The 20,091-nt window shown below is 64.9% G+C and carries 22 protein-coding genes; 12 read left to right on the top strand and 10 right to left on the bottom strand.

The features are described from left to right. Window positions 1-24 precede the first annotated feature (24 nt). Window positions 25-813 (bottom strand): DUF5666 domain-containing protein, encoded by a 789-nt coding sequence (locus tag ACFC06_RS16210; protein WP_375931203.1) that lies wholly within the window; start codon window positions 811-813, stop codon window positions 25-27. A 63-nt stretch (window positions 814-876) separates the two neighbouring features. Beyond that, window positions 877-3,450: an ATP-dependent chaperone ClpB gene (clpB, locus tag ACFC06_RS16215; protein WP_375931206.1), complete on the bottom strand. Its 2,574-nt coding sequence runs from the start codon at window positions 3,448-3,450 to the stop codon at window positions 877-879. A 184-nt stretch (window positions 3,451-3,634) separates the two neighbouring features. Between clpB and ACFC06_RS16220 the strand changes: the two genes are divergently transcribed. The 4 genes from ACFC06_RS16220 (at window position 3,635) to ACFC06_RS16235 (ending at window position 6,358) form a co-directional block, all read left to right on the top strand. Then, window positions 3,635-4,660: an NADP-dependent oxidoreductase gene (locus tag ACFC06_RS16220; RefSeq protein ID WP_375931209.1), complete on the top strand. Its 1,026-nt coding sequence runs from the start codon at window positions 3,635-3,637 to the stop codon at window positions 4,658-4,660. A 79-nt stretch (window positions 4,661-4,739) separates the two neighbouring features. Continuing rightward, a complete protein-coding gene (locus ACFC06_RS16225; protein WP_375931212.1) occupies window positions 4,740-5,453 on the top strand; it encodes a DUF6882 domain-containing protein in 714 nt (237 codons plus the stop codon). Window positions 5,454-5,561: 108 nt separating this feature from the next. After that, entirely contained in the window at window positions 5,562-6,044 is a 483-nt protein-coding gene (locus ACFC06_RS16230; RefSeq protein ID WP_375931215.1) for a YbaB/EbfC family nucleoid-associated protein, read from the top strand. After that, entirely contained in the window at window positions 6,041-6,358 is a 318-nt protein-coding gene (locus ACFC06_RS16235) for a WXG100 family type VII secretion target (protein ID WP_375931218.1), read from the top strand. Before ACFC06_RS16230 ends, ACFC06_RS16235 begins: the two co-directional genes overlap by 4 nt. Before the next feature lie 24 nt (window positions 6,359-6,382). On the opposite strand, the gene ACFC06_RS16240 is transcribed toward ACFC06_RS16235, so the two are convergent. Further along, the gene (locus tag ACFC06_RS16240) at window positions 6,383-7,288 is read right to left on the bottom strand and encodes a hypothetical protein (protein WP_375931221.1); all 906 of its coding nucleotides are present in this window, start codon (window positions 7,286-7,288) and stop codon (window positions 6,383-6,385) included. Between the two features lie 167 nt (window positions 7,289-7,455). Further along, on the bottom strand, window positions 7,456-8,409 hold the full coding sequence (locus ACFC06_RS16245) for a hypothetical protein (RefSeq protein WP_375931224.1): 954 nt from the start codon (window positions 8,407-8,409) through the stop codon (window positions 7,456-7,458). Between the two features lie 847 nt (window positions 8,410-9,256). On the opposite strand from ACFC06_RS16245, the gene ACFC06_RS16250 reads away from it, so the two are divergent. From ACFC06_RS16250 to ACFC06_RS16280, 7 genes are all read left to right on the top strand, one after another. After that, on the top strand, window positions 9,257-11,572 hold the full coding sequence (locus tag ACFC06_RS16250) for a hypothetical protein (RefSeq protein ID WP_375931227.1): 2,316 nt from the start codon (window positions 9,257-9,259) through the stop codon (window positions 11,570-11,572). After that, window positions 11,562-11,990, top strand: coding sequence for a hypothetical protein (locus tag ACFC06_RS16255; protein ID WP_375931230.1), 429 nt, complete (start codon window positions 11,562-11,564; stop codon window positions 11,988-11,990). Before ACFC06_RS16250 ends, ACFC06_RS16255 begins: the two co-directional genes overlap by 11 nt. Next, the gene (locus ACFC06_RS16260; protein WP_375931233.1) at window positions 11,987-12,460 is read left to right on the top strand and encodes a hypothetical protein; all 474 of its coding nucleotides are present in this window, start codon (window positions 11,987-11,989) and stop codon (window positions 12,458-12,460) included. The genes ACFC06_RS16255 and ACFC06_RS16260 overlap by 4 nt, the downstream gene beginning before the upstream one ends. Window positions 12,461-12,612: 152 nt before the next feature. Continuing rightward, window positions 12,613-13,053, top strand: a complete 441-nt coding sequence (locus ACFC06_RS16265; RefSeq protein WP_375931236.1) for a hypothetical protein — start codon at window positions 12,613-12,615, stop codon at window positions 13,051-13,053. A gap of 70 nt (window positions 13,054-13,123) precedes the next feature. Beyond that, on the top strand, window positions 13,124-13,789 hold the full coding sequence (locus tag ACFC06_RS16270) for a hypothetical protein (protein ID WP_375931239.1): 666 nt from the start codon (window positions 13,124-13,126) through the stop codon (window positions 13,787-13,789). Between the two features lie 70 nt (window positions 13,790-13,859). After that, window positions 13,860-14,423, top strand: coding sequence for a suppressor of fused domain protein (locus ACFC06_RS16275; RefSeq protein ID WP_375931242.1), 564 nt, complete (start codon window positions 13,860-13,862; stop codon window positions 14,421-14,423). Between the two features lie 363 nt (window positions 14,424-14,786). Beyond that, on the top strand, window positions 14,787-14,990 hold the full coding sequence (locus ACFC06_RS16280) for a hypothetical protein (RefSeq protein WP_375931245.1): 204 nt from the start codon (window positions 14,787-14,789) through the stop codon (window positions 14,988-14,990). Window positions 14,991-15,006: 16 nt separating this feature from the next. On the opposite strand, the gene ACFC06_RS16285 is transcribed toward ACFC06_RS16280, so the two are convergent. From ACFC06_RS16285 to ACFC06_RS16305, 5 genes are all read right to left on the bottom strand, one after another. Next, on the bottom strand, window positions 15,007-15,747 hold the full coding sequence (locus tag ACFC06_RS16285) for a hypothetical protein (protein WP_375931248.1): 741 nt from the start codon (window positions 15,745-15,747) through the stop codon (window positions 15,007-15,009). Between the two features lie 186 nt (window positions 15,748-15,933). Further along, complete coding sequence (locus ACFC06_RS16290; RefSeq protein WP_375931251.1) at window positions 15,934-16,416, bottom strand: Ltp family lipoprotein; 483 nt, start codon at window positions 16,414-16,416, stop codon at window positions 15,934-15,936. Between the two features lie 174 nt (window positions 16,417-16,590). After that, window positions 16,591-17,106, bottom strand: coding sequence for a hypothetical protein (locus tag ACFC06_RS16295; RefSeq protein WP_375931254.1), 516 nt, complete (start codon window positions 17,104-17,106; stop codon window positions 16,591-16,593). Further along, window positions 17,103-17,555 carry a helix-turn-helix domain-containing protein gene (locus tag ACFC06_RS16300; protein ID WP_375931257.1) on the bottom strand — a complete coding sequence of 151 codons (453 nt, stop codon included), beginning with the start codon at window positions 17,553-17,555 and terminating at the stop codon, window positions 17,103-17,105. The genes ACFC06_RS16295 and ACFC06_RS16300 overlap by 4 nt, the downstream gene beginning before the upstream one ends. 47 nt (window positions 17,556-17,602) lie before the next feature. Further along, complete coding sequence (locus tag ACFC06_RS16305) at window positions 17,603-18,097, bottom strand: hypothetical protein (protein ID WP_375931260.1); 495 nt, start codon at window positions 18,095-18,097, stop codon at window positions 17,603-17,605. A gap of 697 nt (window positions 18,098-18,794) precedes the next feature. On the opposite strand from ACFC06_RS16305, the gene ACFC06_RS16310 reads away from it, so the two are divergent. Continuing rightward, the gene (locus tag ACFC06_RS16310; RefSeq protein WP_375931263.1) at window positions 18,795-19,307 is read left to right on the top strand and encodes a hypothetical protein; all 513 of its coding nucleotides are present in this window, start codon (window positions 18,795-18,797) and stop codon (window positions 19,305-19,307) included. Here the strand turns inward: ACFC06_RS16310 and ACFC06_RS16315 are convergent, their stop codons facing one another. Continuing rightward, window positions 19,308-20,066, bottom strand: a complete 759-nt coding sequence (locus ACFC06_RS16315; RefSeq protein WP_375931266.1) for an ESX secretion-associated protein EspG — start codon at window positions 20,064-20,066, stop codon at window positions 19,308-19,310. It abuts the gene before it with no gap. Window positions 20,067-20,091 lie beyond the last annotated feature (25 nt).

Raw genomic sequence — 20,091 nt, forward strand, 5'->3', positions numbered from 1 at the left:
CCGGGGATTCGACGCGCGGGTCGCTCATCGGGGGCCGCTCGGTAACGCCGTGCTGATGATGATCTCGGCGTGGATCGACCCGTCTGGATTCTTGTCGCCCTGCACCATAACCATGTCGCCGACCGGGAGTTCGCTCGCCTTCGTGCTGGTCAGCGAGATCACCTGGGTCGCATCGTCGATCAGCACCCGCACCGTCGAACCACCCAGCGTGCTCATGGTGATCTCGGTGCCGGTGTTGGCGGTGATACTGCCCATCGTCGCACCGAGGTCCTCGCCACCGCCCAAACCGGGTAATCCGGGGAGGCCGGGCGTGTCGGGCGGGGTGACCGGCGTGGTCGGCTGACCGAAGGTCGGCGGCACCAGCGGCTGGGTGCTCGTCGGGGCCGTGGCGAGGGTGTCGTCGTCGGAACCGCCGCCGCTGAGCATCAACCCGGCCAGCACCCCGCCGACCGCGATCAGCGCCAGCACACCGAGACCGAGCAGAACCCACAGTCCGGTGTTGCGTTTGGGCGGTTGCCCCTGGTCAGCCCCCTGCGGCTGCGGCGGATACCCCGGCGGCGGACCACCCTGATAACCGTGTCCGTAGCCCGGTGGCGGTGCCTGCTGCGGGGGTGGTTGCGCTGCGGGATAACCACTTTCGTAGGCACCCCACTGCGCGTCGTGGGGCGGAAGGGCCTGGGTCGGGTTCGACGGCTGCCCCCACTCGTCGAACCCCGAGCCGTACGGCTTGGTCGATTCCACACCCGGCGAACCCAACCGTTCGGTCGGCGAATCCTCCGGGTGTTGCCCCCACGGATCGTTCGGGTTCGTCATGGGCTCCAGCGTAGGTCAGCCCGGTGCGTTTGGGAGGTCCTCACGCACCGGGCTGTGGATAAATCACGAGCTGTGGACAACCTCGCGTCCGACGACCAGCTTGTCGGTGGCATCGTCCACACTCACCCGCACCGTGTCGCCGTCGGCGATCTCGCCGGCCAGCAACTCCTTGGCCAGGCTGTCGCCGATGGCCTGCTGGATCAGCCTGCGCAGCGGCCGCGCGCCGTAGGCCGGGTCATAGCCGCGCACCGCCAGCCACTGCTTGGCCTCGGTGCTCACGTCGAGGGTCAGCCTGCGCTGGGAGAGCCGCTTCTGCAGCTGACGCAGGTTGATGTCGACGATCGACTCGAGCTGCTGCGCGTCGAGCGCGTGGAACATCACCACGTCGTCGAGCCGGTTGATGAACTCCGGCTTGAACGCGCGCCGCACCGCCGCCATCACCTCGTCCTTGTCGCCACCCGCACCGAGGTTCGAGGTGAGGATGAGGATGGTGTTGCGGAAGTCGACCGTGCGGCCCTGGCTGTCGGTCAGCCTGCCCTCGTCGAGCACCTGGAGCAGGATGTCGAACACGTCCGGGTGCGCCTTCTCGATCTCGTCGAACAGCACCACCGAATACGGCCGCCTGCGCACCGCCTCGGTGAGCTGACCGCCCTGGTCGTAGCCCACATAGCCGGGCGGCGCGCCGACCAGGCGAGCCACCGAGTGCTTCTCGCTGTACTCGCTCATGTCGATGCGGACCATGGCGCGCTCGTCGGCGAAGAGGAAGTCGGCCAGCGATTTGGCCAGCTCGGTCTTACCCACACCGGTCGGCCCGACGAACATGAACGAGCCCGTCGGCCGGTCCGGATCGGCGACCCCGGCACGGGCGCGGCGCACCGCGTCCGACACCGCCCGCACGGCCTCCTCCTGCCCGACCACGCGCCCGGCGACCTCGGTCTCCATCCGCAGCAGTTTGGCGGTCTCGCCCTCGAGCATCCGGCCCACCGGCACACCCGTCCACGACGACACCACATCGGCGATGTCGTCCGGGGTGACCTCCTCGTTGAGCATCACCTCGCCGTCGGCGGCCGCGCCGCTGGCCTGCTCGGCCGCGGCCAGCTCCTTCTCCAGTGCCGGGATCCGGCCGTAGCGCAGCTCGGCGGCCTTGCCCAGGTCACCGTCGCGTTCGGCCCGCTCCGACTCCCCGCGCAGCGCCTCGAGCTGCTCCTTGAGCCCGCGCACCGAGTCGATGGCGTTCTTCTCGTTCTGCCAGCGGGTGGTGAGCTGACCGAGCTTCTCCCGGTCGTCGGCCAGTTCCTGGCGCAGCTTCTCCAGGCGCTGCTTGGAACCGGCGTCGGTCTCCTTCTCCAGCGCGACCTCCTCGATCTCGAGGCGGCGCACCGCGCGTTCGACCTCGTCGATCTCCACCGGTCGCGAGTCGATCTCCATGCGCAGCCGCGAGGCCGACTCGTCGATCAGGTCGATCGCCTTGTCCGGCAGGAAGCGCGAGGTGATGTAGCGATCCGAGAGCGTCGCGGCCGCCACCAGCGCGGAATCGGTGATCCGCACGCCGTGGTGCACCTCGTAGCGCTCCTTGATGCCGCGCAGGATGCCGATGGTGTCGGCCACCGACGGCTCCCCGACCAGCACCTGCTGGAATCGCCGCTCCAGCGCCGCGTCCTTCTCGATGTACTTGCGGTACTCGTCGAGCGTGGTCGCGCCGACCAGCCGCAGCTCGCCACGAGCCAGCAGCGGCTTGATCATGTTGCCCGCGTCCATCGCCGAATCGCCGGTGCCGCCCGCGCCGACGATGGTGTGCAGCTCGTCGATGAAGGTGATGATCTCGCCCGCGCTGTTCTTGATGTCGTCGAGCACGGCCTTGAGCCGCTCCTCGAACTCACCCCGGTACTTCGCGCCCGCGACCATCGCGCCCAGATCCAGCGAGATGACCTTCTTGCCACGCAGCGACTCGGGCACATCGCCCTCGACGATGCGCCGCGCCAGCCCCTCTACGATGGCGGTCTTGCCCACGCCGGGCTCGCCGATGAGCACCGGATTGTTCTTGGTGCGCCTGCTCAGTACCTGCACCACGCGCCGGATCTCGGTGTCGCGCCCGATCACCGGATCGAGCTTGCCCGCGCGCGCGGCCTCGGTGAGGTCGGTGGAGTACTTCTCCAGCGCCTGGTAGCTGGACTCCGGGTCGGGATTGGTGACCCGCGCGCTGCCGCGCACCGCGGTGAACGCGTCGCGCAGCGCCTCGGGCGTCGCCCCGTGCCGCTGCAGCAGCTTGGCCACCTCGGAGTCACCCGTGGCCAGCCCGACCAGCAGATGCTCGGTGGAGACGTACTCGTCGCCGAGCTCGGTGGCCAGCCGCTGCGCCGCGGTGACCGCGGCCAGCGCCTCGCGCCCGAGCTGCGGGGTGGTGGTGGCACCGGTCGCGCTCGGCAGCTTGTCGACGATGTCACCCGCCTCGCGCTCGACCGTCGCCGGATCGACCCCGATGGCCTTGAGCAGCGGTGCCGCGATGCCATCGGTCTGATCCAGCAACGCCACCAGCAAGTGAGCCGGACGGATCTCCGGATTGCCTGCCGCCGAAGCGGCCTGAAGAGCAGCGGTCAGCGCCGCCTGAGTCTTGGTGGTGGGATTGAACGAATCCACTGATCCTCCGTGTCGGTTGGAGCGAGTTCTGTTGTCGTTTCATCCAACGGTGTCAGAGTTGAGTCTATTCCGCTCAAGTTTGGTTTTTCCAGCCGGGGTCCCCCGCGGTCTCGACGGTACGCCGCGACACCACCGAAGCCGGTCAATCACCGCATGTCGGAAGGGGTTCCGCCTAGGATTGCGGATGCCCGGCTCTCATCGATGCGAGGAGTTCGTCGACATGCGCGCGATCGTGGTTCAGAAGTTCGGCGGCACCCCGGAGCTGGCGGATGTGCCGGTGCCCGAGCCCGGTCCCGGCGAGGTGCAGGTGGCCCTGGATTCGGCGGGGGTCAACCCGTTCGACCTGAAGATGGCCGACGGCCTGCTCGAGGGCAAGATGCCGACCGATTTCCCGATGATCCTCGGCGTCGACGGGGCCGGAACGGTCTCGGCGGTGGGCAGCGGGGTCACCAAGTTCGCCGTCGGCGACAAGGTCGTCGGCAAGTTCCTCACCGCGCCCGCCGGACACGGCAGCTGGGCGCAGTTCTCGGTGGTCCCCGAGGACGCCACCCTCGTGCCGATCCCCGAAGGCGTCACCTCGACCGCCGCGGCCGCGCTGCCGATCGCCGGTGTCACCGCGCAGGATCTCGTCGACGCCGCCCACATCCAGCCCGACCAGACGGTGCTCATCGTCGGCGCGACCGGCGGGGTCGGCTCCTTCCTGGTGCAACTGGCCAATATCGCAGGCGCCCACGTCATCGCCACGGCGCGCGGCGACGCCGCCGACCAGGTCGCCCGGCTCGGCGCCGCCGAAACCATCGACTACACCCAGCCGCGCCCCGCCGACCCGAACCTCGTCGACCCCGACCCGGCCGCCTACCGCGACTCCAGCGTCACCGACGCCGTCCACTTCACCCACCCCGACGGCATCGACGTCCTGTTCGACCTGATCAGCCCCGCCGCCGATTTCGCCCGCCACGCCACGCTCGTGCGCCGCGGCGGCCACGCCTACTCCACCACCTGGGCCGCCGACGAAGCCGCCCTGCGCGCCCGCGACATCACCGGCGGCAACTTCGAATCCAAGGGCCGCGCCCCCGAACTCACCCGCCTGCTCTCCCGCGTAGCCGCGGGCGACGTCGTCGTCCCCATCCAGACCACCGTCCCCCTCGAAGCCGCCCCCACCATCCTCGGCGCCGGCAACGCCCGCGGGAAGACGGTCCTGGCCATCTGATCGATCGTCCGGCCGATACGCGCACCCCGCCCGGATCGTCGGCGTGGTAGTCACGTTCCGCCTCGGTAGGCTCGTCGATATGTCCGAATTGACACTGTCGAATCTGCTGGACGATGCCGCGCTGTACTCGTTCGAGCATCAGCTGCATCTCGCGGACGTCGTCGGGGACCGGGGGTGGAGTGTCGACCTGCGCGCGGGTCGGTTCACGCTGACGGGTGATCAGCCGATCGAGTGCGAGCGCATGCATCTGCTCGGCTCGGCGGCGCCCGGCCCGCAGTCGTGGCTGTGGTCGTGGGGGAATCCGGCCGGGTATCCGGAGACGGTCACCGGCCTGGCCCAGTCGGTGCGCGAGGCCGGAAACCGCTACGGCATCAGCGCACTCGCCGACGTGGAGGTCCCGTTCGCCACGCTCCCGCACCCCACCGATCGCCCCGAGGCCGTGGTGAACGTCTTCATGGACGCCGCCAAGGCCATCTCCGGCGTCTGGACCGCCTACAGCGGCCCCGTCGGCGGCGGCACCCGCGCCGCGTTCCTCATCGAACACCCCCTGTTCCAGCTCCCCGCGCCCGAATCCCCGCGCGTCATGCGCGTTCTCCAGCAGGCGCTCACCGAATTCCCCCTCGCCGATCACCGCCGCGCCGTGCACTCCTACGCCAACCACCGCGGCCTCACCATCACGTGGTCCCCCGACCACCGCCGCGCCACCCTCACCGGCCCCGGCTTCGAGGCGACCCTCACCTTCGACGAATGGGCCAGAACCACCGGCATCGATGCGCAGCTGGGCGCCAATTGATTTCGTAGCGAACCCTCCCGAAATGAGACATAGCACACATTAGGGATCTCCCGGCCACGCCCACACGTCCAATATCTCGACACCCTGTTGCCGAGAGTGGGATTCACGATGACCGACGATCTGCCCGAGATCACGCGTGACACCAACGCGGCCCTGCGTTCGCAGATCGATCAGATGCTCGACGCGTATCAACGGGATTCGGCCGCTCTGCTCTCGGCGCAGAACCGAGCGGCCGAACCGGTGACGGTGTGGTCCGACGACAACCTGGTGCGCGTCACCGCCAACGTCGCCGGCGTCATCGAGGTGCACGTGGAGCCGGAGGCCTTCCGCCGTTCGACACCGGAGAAACTGGGCGCGTCGATCACCGCAACGATCCAGGCCGCCGCCCAGATGACCACCCGCGCCCAGCAGGAGGCACTGGCCCCACTCACCGAACTGGCCGACTCGCTGCCGGACGTGCCCGACCTGATCCCCGGCGCCCCCAGCACGAAAGACCTGATGGCGCAGTTCCTCACGCCTCCGGAGACGACACCACCACCACCCATCGATGACGAGGACGAGTACTTCCAGAACCGGGGGTACCTGCGGTGAGTTCGATCGACGTCGACCCCGATGCCCTGCGCAACACCAAGGGCACCTACGAATCCGCCGCCACCACACTGACTTCCGCACTTCAGGCGCTCACCGCCGCCCTGGACGCCGAAGGCGAATGCTGGGGCGCCGACGAGACCGGCACCGCCTTCGCCCAGAACTACACGCCCGGAGTCGATCAGGGCAAGAAGGCCGTCGCCAATCTCGCCACCACGATGACCCAGCTCGGCACGAACATGGTCACCCTGGCCGACAAGCTCGTCGAGCAGGACACCACGCGGGCGGCCGCACTGAAGCAGTCGACGGGAACCTAGCCCGTGGGCATCGAGATCCCCGATTCACTGCAGTGGGTCGCGAAATACATTCTGGGCGCCGGTGATTGGCCCGACGGTGACGAGACCGCCATGCGCCGCCTCGCCGACGCCTGGACCACCACCGCCAAAACCCTCGACACCGTCGACGACACCGCCGCCGCGGCCCTGACCGCCACCCTGACCGCGCTGTCGGAGGGCGAGGCCCACGACGCGATCGCCGCCTACCGCGACAAACTGCTCGCCGGCGACGAGGCCGCCTTCACCGCCATCCGCAAATGGTGCGAGAAACAGGCCGAGATCCTCGAAGACGGCGCCAACGACATCGAGCACACCAAGCTCGTGATCATCGGCACGATGATCGTGGCCGCCGTCGAGATCGCCGCCGCCATCGCCACCGCGTGGACCGGCATCGGCGCCGCCGCCGGTGTAGCCGCCCGTGTGGCCGCCCAGGTCGCGGTGCGCATCGCGATGAAACAGCTGATCACCCGGATGATCGCGCGCGGCCTCGCCAAAGCCGCCGCGCGCGCGGCCCTCAAGGGCGCCGCGTTCGAGGCGCTGGAAGAGGGCGGCATCGACGCCCTCGCCCGCACCATCCAGGTCGCCAAGGGCGACCGCTCGATGGACAAGTTCGGCTGGGCCGACCTCGGCCTTGCCACCTTCGGCGGCGCGGTCGGCGGTGCCGTCGGCGGCGGCCTGGGCGACAAGCTCGGCGGCGTCGGCGACAACATCTCCAACGGCCTCGGCAAAATGGCCGCCAAGTCCCTCACCGGCGCCGCCACCGAACTCGGCGCCGACCTGTCCGCCCAGGTGGCCACCGCGGGCCTCAACTCCGCCCTCACCGGCCAGGAATTCAAACTCGACATCGGCGTCGACACCTTCACCAGCGCGGGCGCCGGCGGCCTCCAGAGCGGCATCGAATCCAGCCTCCACAACGGCGGCGACACCACCGCCCCCGACGTCCCCGACCTGGGCGAGGTCCCCGGCACCACCCCCGCGGGCACCACCCCCTCCCCCAGCCAGCCCAACACCGATTCCCCCTCGACCTCCCCCGCCTCGACCCCGAATTCGCCGTCGACCCCCAACGGCGACGGCGGAACTCAGCCGGCGAGCACCAATCCGTCTACGCCCGGCGGTGATTCACCGAGTTCGCCCGGAACACCGTCCCCGAGCTCACCCGGCGACTCCTCACCATCACCGAGCTCACCCGGCGACACCTCGCCATCACCCAGCACGCCGGGGACCGACTCTCCGTCCGGGTCACCCAGCCCGAGCACACCCAGCGACAACTCACCCAGCCCGAGCTCACCCGGCGACAGCTCACCGAACCCCAGTTCACCGAGCGACAACTCACCCAGCCCGAGCTCACCCAGCGACAGCTCACCGAACCCGAGCTCACCGAGCGACAACTCATCGAACCCGAGCACGCCGAGCGACAACTCACCGAGCCCGACGACCCCGAGCAACACCAACCCCAGCACCCCCGACAGCGGAACACCGGCCGACACCCCGAGCAACGGCAACCCGCCCTCGAACGGCGCACCGACCGACTCGACCCCGTCCACACCCGGCGACACCAATCCATCCACACCCGCTACCACCCCGTCGACCCCGAGCGACACCACCACTCCCTCCCCGGCCGACACCACCCCCAATCCCTCCACACCCACCAACAGCAACCCCTCCACACCGGGCGACACCACACCCACCCCCGGCGACACCGGTTCCCAGAACCCCTCCCAACCGCCGACCACCCCCAACACCCCGTCGTCACCCCAGACCCCGTCCTCCCTGGACCTCCCGTCGACAGACACCCCAGCCCAGACGCAGCCGGTCACCCCGACGACCCCACAACCGTCGACCCCCACCGACACCACATCGACCAACCCCGGCACCTCCCCCACGACGGCACCCACCGCCCCCGGCACCACCACCCAACCCACCAGCCCCGGCACCCCGTCGTCCCCATCGGTCACCCCGAACACACAGACCGACCCGAACCGCACCCCACAGTCGGCCGACACCACCACCGCCGCCGCAACAATGGCCCCCACGGCCCCGACGACGACTCAACCCGCCGGAACCCCCACGCCCCCAACCCCTTCCACCCCCAGCTCCCCCACAACATCGGCCCCGCCGATGAGCTCCATGCCGCTCGGCCCATCGACAACCAATCCCCAGCCGTCCACACCGAGCCGCCCACCGACGACTACTCCCCAGCCACCCAGTCGTCCAACCACCCCCACCAACGGCACAGTCCCGCCGACCACCCCACCCACCGGCCCCCGCACCACCCGCCCGTCCGCTCCGCCCCGCCCACAAAACCCCTCACCCAACCCGACGACCGCCTCCACCCCGCAGACCAACCCGGCACCGACCACCGAGCCCACCCCAACCACAGATCAGACACCGCCGACAGAGCCGTCCCTCACCACGGACACAACTCCGTCCACCGAGTCGTCCCCCACCACGGACACGACTCCGCCCACAGACACGACTCCCACCACGGACGACACCCCGTCCACGGGCTCCACCCCCACCACCGAGTCGACCCCCACTGACACCAACCCCGCGACGACCACCCACCCCGCGGACCCCACCCTCACCCCCCAAGACCTGGAAAACGCCTCCCGAGCCCGCCAGGCCCGCGAATCCCTCCGCCCGGTAACCCCCGCCAACGACCAGGCCCTCCAGGTAACTCCCACCACCGGCCGCCCCTACCGCAGCGCCAGCTACCCCAACACCTTCGGCCAACCGGTCCGCGTAATCCGCGTAACCGCAGCCGTAACCACTTCCCCCACAACACCTCCCACCACCATCGACTCGGTCACCGACCGCACCCAACTGGCCACAGACCTCGCCTTCAACCAGGGCACCCAATTCCCCCTCGGCGACTGGCTCATGGTCGACGTGGTCCCCACCACCAACCCCACCACCGCCGACCTCACCATCGACGCCGACACCAACCCCTCCCTCACCGACCTCGCCAACACCGTCCGCACCACCATCGGCCTCCCCCCGAGCACCACCCCCACCCTCACCCCCGACGACATCCGCCAACTCGGCTCCGACATCTCCCGAGCCGACCTGGCCCGAGCCACCACCCCCTCCTGGGCCAACCAACACACCACTCCCCCCGTCACCACCCCCACGCCCAACACCACCCCTACGCCCAACACCACCCAATCTGTCGACACCACCCCCACCGTCAACACGAACCCGACCGTCGACACCACCCCCACAACCGACACCCCACCCATCGACCTCGACACCATCCACAACAACCACGCCGAACAAACCCCCGCCGGCATCTCCCACCACCGCAGCGACCCCACCATGGGCGACCTCCCCCACCGAGTCCCCGCCGACCCCGCGCGCTTCACCGCCGACACCCACATCACCCCCGACGGCCACGCCGTAGTAGGCGGCCAAACCCTCACCCCCGAGCAATACGGCGACCTCCTCCGCCGCTCGACCTGGGACGGCACCACCCCCATCCGCCTAATCGGCTGCGACGCCTCCTCCAACAACTTCGCCAACCGCCTAGCCCAACACCTCGGCGTAGAAGTCCTGGCCCCGACGCAGCGCGCATGGACCGATCTCGATGGAAATGTCTTCAGTGCGAGCGCAGTCACGAACCCGGATGGAACCAGGTCGCCACGAGTGCCGCCGGACGGCCAATGGCAGACACACCGACCGAACGGCGTCGTCAATCCCGAGGGGCATACGTCGACCCCGCCGAATGTCTCCCCGCTGAGGAGCATCGACACAACAAACTCAGTCGACCGAGCGCGTATCGTCCCGCCACGTACTGACTCACCCGATCGAGACCCGACGCCACAGAGAAGCGTTGAATGGAACCCGCCGACCAATGACGACGGCAGCGAATTGTCCGAGGTTCCTATGCAGGTACAGCCGGGAACACGTGTAGCAGATCTCAGTGGAACAGATCAGCTTCAACCAAATTCGCGAATGGTCATCACGGACACTGACGGCCGAAACGTCGGCACCTTCTATACCGACGCCGATAGGAACATCACCCACGCGGATATTGAATTCCCGAATAGAGGACACGACCGGACAGTTACTGCAGTCGGCAATAACCCAAATATCTCCCAACCCGCCCCCGGCGTCACATATCAGCTTCGGGACCCTGCAGGAAACTACACACATACATACACCGGACAAGAACCGACGACTCCCCGCCCTTCCGGTCCCGAACCAGAGGCACGATATAATCCAGACAATCCACCGGATTCGAGAAATGATCGATCACCCGCACAGCAATTCGATCAATTCCGAACAGGCCCGACCGATCCTGCGGTGGATTGGAACCCATCTGGTGACAACGACGGAAATTACCGCACCGCTGATCCGATTACAGACTACGATGCGAATGCGCAGCCATTTTCACTGACGGGGCCGCGTGACCCATTTACGCGCTACGACGTCTACGATACAAATGGCGAATGGCACGGTTCGTTCTATACAGATGAGAACGGGAACTTCAGCCATGTACACACATGGTCTGGCAATCAAGCTCGTGGCTTCAACCCAGAATTGGGCAACGGACCCACATGGGATGCAGGGCTATCAGTTCCCATTCCCAATGCCACTTTCGCCGTGGGCCCACGCTACCTCAGCCAGCATCAGATAGATCCACGCGTTCCGCAGCAACTATACCGAACGGACGAGCATGGCGATACCGTTGCGGCTTCATTCATTCCAGACTATGCGCCCCGAGGCACTTCCTCTAAACACTTCCCCGGACGCCGGGGAACAACTGGATCGAACGTTCAGTCGGATATGGGTCAGGTTGCATCTGGCGGTATGACCCGCCGAGCCCCGATTACATATCTTGCCGGAGAGTACGACCGTAGCCTGGGAGAGGACTATAAATTCAACGGAGGTCACTTGGTGCCGTACGAAGCAGGCGGTCCAGGCGAAAGGATCAATCATGTACCGCAGTGGCAACTTCAAAACATGCGCCGCGATGGCCCCGGCCACTCGAGAGACGATACATGGCGGGCAACGGAAGAGGCTTTGGCAGATATCGGAAGATCAGGAGATGCTACCGTTCAACGAGTTGACGTTTTCGCGGAGCGCACGACGCCGAACCTGATGACACCCGACAGGCTACACATGCGATATATTGTGAGACGGCATTCCGACTCGATCGACCTGCTGGAAACAAGGAGCTATCCCAATGTCCCTTGAATTTGACGAAGAGCTCGCCGAGCGTTTGTCACACGATGTATGCAAGATAATGGAGAACATTGCGCGACCCACAGACTGGTTCAGACTTGAGTTGGTCTACCTGGCAGCCGGAAAGGCAAGCGAAGTCAATTTATTCGGCGTATGGAATCATGAAATAAGGCAGATCGATTCGGTTCCGTCAGAGATAGAAATTCCACTTCAAGAGCTGCGCAGGGCCCTATATTCACCAGGAGAGGGTACATGGTTCTTGGCCAGGTACTATCTCGAGCCTGATATGACTCGTACCGTGGTGTACGATTTTGATTACAATCCGAACTTCAGTTACGAAATCGACCCGACCGAGTGGCAGCGGGATCTGGAAGATTTTCCACGAGATCCACAGTTCCAGCCGAAGTGGCTGAAGGAGTATACGGCGTGACCACGGACCAGACCATTCTGGATATTGCAATCAGGGATCTCCCTCCATTCGAGGTGGAACGCCGCATCCTTGAACTCATCGCCACACGACTCCTCATCGTCGCGCCATACGGCTGGCAGCGACTCGAGTTGAGATACACTAAAATCGGTGACAACGATTTCGGTGGGTGTGATGGTTGGGTGCACACAATCAATGCTTCGCTACCTATCCCATGGAAGACGCCAGCCGAGGTCTCCGATCTGTTCGAGGACCTCAAGTACCATATGGCACATCCACAACGAGGAACATGGCTGGAGGTCGAATACAATCAGACCTTTCCGAGCCAGCATTCGATCAAATACCTGCGCGGCGCGGAAGAGCTCGAAGGCGTTGAAGGTGTCGACATCCGTCGGGAGTTGGATGTATACCCGAGGTCTGACGAGTTCGTACCGGACTGGATGCGCAAATTTGTCCACAGCCCGAACAGTTGAGGCCTCGGCATCGATGATTTCGATGCCGCTGCAGTCGGCACCGAGCTGGCAACCTACGGACCACCGACGCAGGACGGAAAGAACATGTGATTCCGTCCCGGACTGATCCAAAAATCACTGGATCCACAGGAAACTATTCAATGAGGGGAACGATGTCCATTCGAGTACCGCTGCACATCATGGAGCAGCAGGAGATCCTGGACGGAATAACGCGCGAAATTCTACCCACACTCCCCAGTGGATGGAGCCGACTGATCGCAAGAGGCAAGTTCATCGGCCGGCATACCGCCGCAGAGACCGGCATCATAATGCCGAATGGATCAACCCTGCCGTGGGCCTTCCCTACAACCGTGTGGCATCGCTTTCAAGATCTTCGCAGAGGAATGTATGCCGAAGAACAAGGAACTTGGTTCGAGTTCAATTACATATTGGATCCCCCCGCACGATACAATATCAGGTATAACCGCGACCATTACCCAGGGTTCACTGCGGCGCCGAAGGCCGAGGACTACGCACTTGAGAATCAGCGATATCCGCGCTCGCCACAACACATGCCCGACTGGTTCCGAAACGGCCTGAGTGCAGGGCAGTAGGAGCTTTAGAGCGGGCTCGCGTACGGCGGCGAATCTTGTTCACCGAGGGGACGCAACTGTCCAGTGGCCGATGGCAATCGGACAGAGCGGTCCTCGCCGCCCTGCTGATGAAGATCCCTCTCTGTTCGAAGATGGTCGACTCGGATTGAACAAGAACCTGGATGAAGCTGATGCCGTCACATCGATCAGGAAGACGTTTCATAGCGTCGTCGCTCAGGGCTGGAAACCCGATACCGTGTCGGGTGCAGACGACGCGGAGATCGAGGCGTGGGCACGGGCCCAAGGCGTTACACGGATACCGTCAGCTGTGCGCGAGGTGTTGAGTCTCATCGGTAAACGACATGGAATCTGGTTTGCTGGAACATATTTCGGAGTCGAAGAGGTGACTCCGAGCTCCAAGCAAGGAGCAATTTCGTGCGTGCGATACACCCACGATGGCTTGTCGGACACACCCGGAATGCTCGTCATTTCCGACCACCAAGCCTACAGCTATGACGTAATCGATGGGTCTGATCTTCACAGTCCGGATCCACCGGTGTGGTCGATCGTCGAAGGAGAAGGCGCTATCGCCTACTACGATTCGACATCGTCATGGTTCGAAAGATTAGCACCCAATCTGGAGCGATATCGGAGCCAAATCAGAATGTTTCGTAAGATCGGTAAATCTCCCCCGCGAGTTATCACCAGAAGTTTCGATCTCAGCGATTTCGGCGACGAGGCACCATCGGTCGGATAGTCATCGGCGCGATTCACACAGCACTCCGACTCGATCGGCGCGCCAAAGTCATAGGAAACGGATAGCCATCATGTCGGCAGAAGAACATTTTTCCGGCCTTCTCGAACATCTCGAACGGCGACTCGGCCCTGTGCGACGTGTGGAGTCTGCACAGACCGAAGCGGGTAATCGCGGATACGATTTGACCTTTTACGAGGTCGAAGAGCCACCCGTAACGACAGTCGTAACTAACGGTGTGCGATTTCAGCAGATCACGTCGATTTTGCCGGAGGAGTTCCTCTGCACGCTGCGATCCGATCAAGCGTATATCGCGCAGTACCTTGTCGACTCGATCGCTTCCATGGCAATCCGCAGCCAGCGCGGCATGGAATACGGAACGGTGTTCCGCAACAAAAAGCCGATCATCACCGGAACCGAGATTGTCGGAGTGGTTGCTCATGTCAATCCGAAGTTCGATGATACTTTCAACCTCTTCCCTAACGATGCTGCACCAAGACTGCAGATTATTACGCTGGTTCCAGTAACCGGCTACGAGCTCGATTTCGTTAAGGAAGAAGGCGCTGACAAGCTCTTCGAAGTGTTCTGGCTAAATCGCACGAATATTCTGGATGTACACCGGCAATCGGCCGTTTGAGAGGCGGCGGGCGCGACTTGCGCAGGCGCGCCACTTCGAGTGAGGCATACCTGTATACAATGGATTCACCTATACGAGATGTCGAGATCATCCAAGAAGTATCCGAAAGAATATTCGCCGATTATCGCGCACACCTTCCCGTCATCGTTACCGTATGTAAGCTTGGCAGCATATCAAACGGGAGAATGCAAATTACTTCCTCTGGAGAGTACATTCCTGCGCCGATTCCATCCTCGATATTCACTTTGATGCTGGAGCTGAAGGAGGTCATGGTCCAGCCGGGGTCCAGGGGCCTGGCTAACGGCGGAGATCCGGATCGCGAATGACGGACGCGCAGCAACAAGATTCGACTACAAATCCGAGATGGAATGGACCCTCGGGCAACCCGAAGGCCGAGATTATCAACTCGAGCTGGAAAAGTATCCTCGAGACGCGGACCACATCCCGCAATGGTGGCAAGACATTCTCGATAACCCACCTCCAGAATGGCAGCCCTCTCCAGAGTGGATTGCCGAGATGGAGGCGCACCTGGGCTACAAACTGGGCGATTCCGGCGAGGGAAAGTGATGGGGGCGGGGACTGGTCAGGCTACCGATGGGCGGGGGTTGGTCCAGAGGGCGTCGCCTGCTGAGGCGAAGCGCTGGGCCAGGTCGGATCGGGCGTCGGTTACTCCGGTGGTGCCGGATACGCAGAATTCTGTTTCCGCGGGGGTCAGCAGTTTGATGTGGACGAGTCGGATTTCCGACAGGGGGCCGGTGATGGTGCGGGATATGTCGGCGATGTCCATGCCGAGAAGGACCGTCGCGTAACCGGATTCGTCGAGGTAGGTTTCGGCCAGTTCGGCGGGCAGGTCGAATTCGCCGATGCCGATGGACAGCGTGCCGTAGCTTTCGAGCGCGCGGGTGAACGCGAAGCCGTCGCGGCTGATCAGGTCGGCGATTCGGGCTACCAGCCTGCCCAGCCAGCCGCTGGCGACCGCGGCCGCGTCGGCGTCCGACGGCACCGTGCTCGATGCCGCGTAGACCTCGACTTCGAAACCGTTGGTCGGCTCCGCGTCGGACCATCGCGCGGGCCAGGACAAGCCGCAGCTGCTCACCAGCACGCCGTCCTCGCGGCGGACCACCCGCAGGCTCGGGAAGTCGATGCTTGCCGGTTCGGGTTCGTGCAGGAAGTTCATGTGCTGCCACAGCTCGGCGGGAAAGATCCGCGATTGGTACGTGGGCGCCATCGGTGGTTCGACGAGCTGACCCCACGACTGCCAGAACTCGTCCATCAGCGTCCACATGTCGCCGTTGTATTGCATCCGGAAGTCTTCGTCGGTCATGTCCTGCATCGTTGCAGTCAACCTGGCAGGGCTGCCTTGCCGCAACTCGCAGAAGACCTGCGAATTCGCGAAATGAATTGCTGCCGTGCCGAAATGGGCCGGGCGTACCCGTGACACCGCGTCACCGTCGAGCGAAAGAGGTTCGGCCGACGGTGGGCGGTGCACGGCTATCGCCGAAAGAGGTTGTCAGTAGGCGGCATTGACTCCGTACTCGGCCTGTGCGCGCGTGAAGCCCTCGTATTCCAGCTGCTCGATCAGTCCGGTCCGGGAGAACGAGGTGAGCTCGAGGTACTCCTTGGCGCTGCGTGCCGCCTGCTCGTTCCAGTCCGTATTCAGGCTGTCCACCGCGAAGGTGGCGTCCTCGGTGGAGTAACCCTCGTACTCGAGCTGTTCGATCAGCCCGCTGCGGGAGAAGGCGGAGATCTCGAGGTAGTCCTTGGCGGACTGGATGGCGTTGCGCTGGCTGGAGGTGACCTGTTCCCTGGCAGGGGAAGCGAATTCGAACGTGGGGGTCGCGGCGACCTCTGCCACTGCCGCGCCGCTGTTCCACACCGGCGCCGCCATGGCGAGAGCCAGGATCGGGGCGCCGATCAGCAGCGGCCAGAAGGCCCGCCTCCTCGGGGCGGCCGACAGAGCGCTGGGCTGCTTGGCGGGGAACTGCTCGATCATCTCGTGCTCCTGCTGGAAAAGGTGCGTCGTCGCCGACGCGTCTCGCGCGTGCGAGAACTGCACAGGATGTCACAACCCACCGACACGACTGGTGACAAGCTCAGTTCACCGCATGATCGCCTCGCAGAAGCCGACCCACTCTTCGTAGCGGTCGGGATGCTCCGGCCGGTTCGACTAATTGATTTTGTCGTAGGTGAAATCCGGGGGCAGCACCGGCATTCCGCTTGCCCACGCGATGGGCTCCGTCGGCCATACCCGTACTGACATGCTCTGCACCACTTCACGCATATACGGGGCGATGTCTCGAAGCGCCTGGTTGGCGATTCGCTTGATCCCGGGACGGTCGAGGCCATCCATGAAGGCGGCCGTGTCAGCTATGTTGCCGGTCGTGGGGGCAGGCTCGCCGGGTGGCACGATCGCGACCTCGTACACAGCGGCGATCTGCGCTTCGACCGCGCGCGGCTGGTCATCTCTGGCGAGTAGCGTAATGGCGACCACGATGCGGCTGTCGGCCTCGCCGCCCACGTTGATGGTGATCGAACCATCCTCGGCGGCCCATTCCGGGACTTCACCTTCTTCCCACCGCTGCGCGCGCACGGACCAGGTCTCGATGCGGTCGAGCCGAATACCGAATCGCACGTCCGCCGGGCCCGTTCTCTCGACCGATTCGGCCTGGCCACCGTCATTCACGATGAGGCGGCTTCCTGATCGACGACCCACGCGCCCGGCGGCGGGCCTGCGAGGGCATCATCGGGGATGAAGCCGCGGCGAGCGAGGGCTCCCGGACGCATGCTGGCACGCCAGACGAATTCCTCGCCGCCCTCGGGCAAGCGGTGGAGCTCGCGCGCTTCCATCGGTTCGGCTCGTAGTGTCAACGCGGCGCCGACCGCGTGGGCGTAGCGCAGGACGACGTCGAATGTCGGGTTGCTCGTCTCGATGTCGGCCTCGAACCGGCTTATCCCGGAGCGGTTGATCCCGATCGCATCAGCTACCTTCGCCTGCGAGATTCCGCGCTGCTCCCTGATGCCGATCAGATCGTTGAATAGGCGCCGACGCGCCTGGGTCAGTTCCATAGCGTTTCTGACGTAGGCATCGCCGGTCAGATCCAACGGCTCGGTCTGCTTTCGCCACGGCCTCATGTGTTGCACTTTAGCGCAACAAACAGTGACCCACCTCACTTTGTGACCTATTCGGAACGCCCGGGAAAGGCTGCCCAGAGGTAGCCCTGGCTGCGAAAATAGGACTTCAGAAACCGCATGGCCTGTTTGATGTGCTGGCGCTGTCGGCTCGAGTTCTGGGCTGCGGTCAGCCTGGACCACTTGCTGTCGCGCAGAGAAACTCCCACAACGAGTGCGGCGTGGTTGATCGGTTCACCGAAGTACAGGCGCCACTGGACACCTTTCTTTCCGCCGGCTTTCAGCTCGCCGAGCCATGGTGCGTCCGGCTCGTCTTTCGGAGCGAATTCCAGCGGACACCGGTAGTCCACCGGCTCCCGGTAGGTGCTCGACCCGAGACCACGCTTTTCGGACTCCTCGATCTGACCTCGAAGGTTGCCGAACGCGAACGGGTCAGCTGATCGGAGACTCGCCAGTCCCGCGTCCGAGTCAGGAGTGTGGTGCCATGTGCAACCGCCGCGAACAACCCTGTCGCCGTGCGGGAATATGCCGTCTTCCGGTTTCACTCGACCCCTTCGAGCAGATCGCGAACGAGGGTGTTTTGCCGGGCAAGTCTACCGGTTATCCAGTGCAGCAAGCATTTTCGTGGCGAAGTCATCGATGTGCCTCGGGTGGAACAACTCTCGGCGCGAGAAGGACAGGATGCCAGCCAGTTGCTCGGTGACGGCACAGTGTGTAGCGTCACACAAGCAAGAACGGCCGCCCGGTGAGCGCCAACTCACCGAACGGCCTGGGTACGAAACAGGAACAAGCTGTTCGCACCGTGGGATGAAATCCTACATGCAACGGCTCGATGCCTCATGGCGTCGGGCCTTCGTCGTCTTCGGGGTGAGGTCTGCCCTGCGCGACGAGCTGACTGTGTCGTGTCCAGGCGTGGCCGCTTCTGCCGGTCGTTATCGGAGAGCCCGACCGAGGGACAGACAGCCCTGACACCCAGCCTCCTGCGAGAACCATCGTCGTACGCCTCGCACGTACGCACCTGGTCGGTTCGGGAGTGCACACCTTCGACCGGGTCCAACCCCGCCACACGCCGCATCGGGCGTGGGGCTACCGGTGTTGGCCGAGGTCGCGAATCGGGGTCAGTGAGCGGGGAGCCGGGCAGGGATGGTTACGACACCGGCACCCCTGGGTGCTCCGTTCGGGGAGCTTGCCAGGATTGCGTCCCACGGTTCGCGCGAGACCACACCAAAGGAAGGAATCGCCATGAGTCAGCACGAGTTCACGCTGGTCTTGGACCGCACGCCGAACGAAGACGAGCTGGATACGTTGTTCGAGGCGGGTCTGGATGACTCGACGCCGGAGTTCGGGCCGCGCGCTGTGCCGGTGCTGCATGTACACCGGGATGCCGACTCGCTGGCTACGGCCGTTGTCAGTGCGGTCGCGCAGGCAGAAGCCGCGGGGCTCGAGGTGGTGGGGGTGCGTACCGAAGACCTCGTCACGTTGAAGACGATCGCGGCCAGGACCAGCCGGACCTACGAGGCGGTCCGCCGGCTGGCGAATGGCGAGCGTGGGCCCGGCGGTTTCCCCGCATCGATGAGTGGTGACGGCTACGCCCTCTACTCGTGGACCGAGGTCGCACGATGGTTCGCCGAGCACTACGGGATTCCGGACACCACGACGTACTACGACCGAATCATCGCCGCCGCCGACCATCTGGTGCGGGCCCGGCGGCTATTGGGCGGCGATATCGGGCAACTCGCGGCGTTGGCCGGCTGATCAGAGGGCGCCGTAGGTGGCGGTGCGGGCCTTGGCGGCGGTGGTGGAGAGGATGGTGGTGAGGGTTTGGTGGATGCGGGTTGTGGTGGTGGGTTTGGCGATGAAGGTGGTGTCGCCGTAGAAGACGTAGCGGCCGTCGCCGGTGAGGTCGTGGAGCTGGAAGTCGTCGCGGGCGTCGGTGTGCCGGTTGTCGGCGCTGGCGTGGGCGTAGACGCCGATGTGGGTGAGGGTGTCGGTGGGTTTGGTGAGGAAGGTTTCGAGTTGTTCGCGGGGAGAAGGGTCCCAGGGGTCGCGGGTGTCGGGGCGGGGGGCGGCTAGTTCGGCTGCGGTGACGCGGATTTCGCGGCCGGAACCGGCGCGGACGCGCGGGAGGGTGGATAACACCGCGGCGGCCAGGGACTTCGGGGGGAACAGGTGCAGGGTGATGTCGCCGGGGTTGGTTTCGGGGCCGGGGGCCTGAATCGCCAAGGCGGCGTAGGTGTCCCGGGTGCCACCGTGGGCGCGGATGGTGCGGACGCCGCGGGTGGCGCCCGCCACCTCCACGCGGGCGTGCGGAACGAGCAGGGCGGCCATGGCGCGGTCGAGGTCGCTGTCGAACTCGGCCATCAGGTTCTCGGCGGCCTTGCTGCGCAGGCGCAGGATCTCGGCCTGGGATTCGACGTCGGTGTGCCGATGGTGCAGCGGATACGGAAGGACGTCGCGGCCTGCCGCTTCCCAGAGGGTGCGGAAGTCGAGAGCGGTGAGATGCCAGGTGCGCACGGGAGATCTACTCTGTTCCATCAGG

The organism is Nocardia sp. NPDC056064, from assembly GCF_042266925.1.
Lineage (GTDB): Bacteria > Actinomycetota > Actinomycetes > Mycobacteriales > Mycobacteriaceae > Nocardia.

Bases quoted from the DNA above. Each gene is read 5' to 3' on its own strand.
- ACFC06_RS16210 (WP_375931203.1), bottom strand. From the start codon at position 813: ATGACGAACCCGAACGATCCGTGGGGGCAACACCCGGAGGATTCGCCG.
- ACFC06_RS16270 (WP_375931239.1), top strand. From the start codon at position 13,124: ATGGCAATCGGACAGAGCGGTCCTCGCCGCCCTGCTGATGAAGATCCC.
- ACFC06_RS16250 (WP_375931227.1), top strand. From the start codon at position 9,257: ATGGTCGACGTGGTCCCCACCACCAACCCCACCACCGCCGACCTCACC.
- ACFC06_RS16275 (WP_375931242.1), top strand. From the start codon at position 13,860: ATGTCGGCAGAAGAACATTTTTCCGGCCTTCTCGAACATCTCGAACGG.
- ACFC06_RS16280 (WP_375931245.1), top strand. From the start codon at position 14,787: ATGGAATGGACCCTCGGGCAACCCGAAGGCCGAGATTATCAACTCGAG.
- ACFC06_RS16230 (WP_375931215.1), top strand. From the start codon at position 5,562: ATGACCGACGATCTGCCCGAGATCACGCGTGACACCAACGCGGCCCTG.
- ACFC06_RS16285 (WP_375931248.1), bottom strand. From the start codon at position 15,747: ATGACCGACGAAGACTTCCGGATGCAATACAACGGCGACATGTGGACG.
- ACFC06_RS16225 (WP_375931212.1), top strand. From the start codon at position 4,740: ATGTCCGAATTGACACTGTCGAATCTGCTGGACGATGCCGCGCTGTAC.
- ACFC06_RS16310 (WP_375931263.1), top strand. From the start codon at position 18,795: ATGAGTCAGCACGAGTTCACGCTGGTCTTGGACCGCACGCCGAACGAA.
- ACFC06_RS16220 (WP_375931209.1), top strand. From the start codon at position 3,635: ATGCCCGGCTCTCATCGATGCGAGGAGTTCGTCGACATGCGCGCGATC.
- ACFC06_RS16265 (WP_375931236.1), top strand. From the start codon at position 12,613: ATGTCCATTCGAGTACCGCTGCACATCATGGAGCAGCAGGAGATCCTG.
- ACFC06_RS16255 (WP_375931230.1), top strand. From the start codon at position 11,562: ATGTCCCTTGAATTTGACGAAGAGCTCGCCGAGCGTTTGTCACACGAT.
- ACFC06_RS16290 (WP_375931251.1), bottom strand. From the start codon at position 16,416: ATGATCGAGCAGTTCCCCGCCAAGCAGCCCAGCGCTCTGTCGGCCGCC.
- ACFC06_RS16300 (WP_375931257.1), bottom strand. From the start codon at position 17,555: ATGAGGCCGTGGCGAAAGCAGACCGAGCCGTTGGATCTGACCGGCGAT.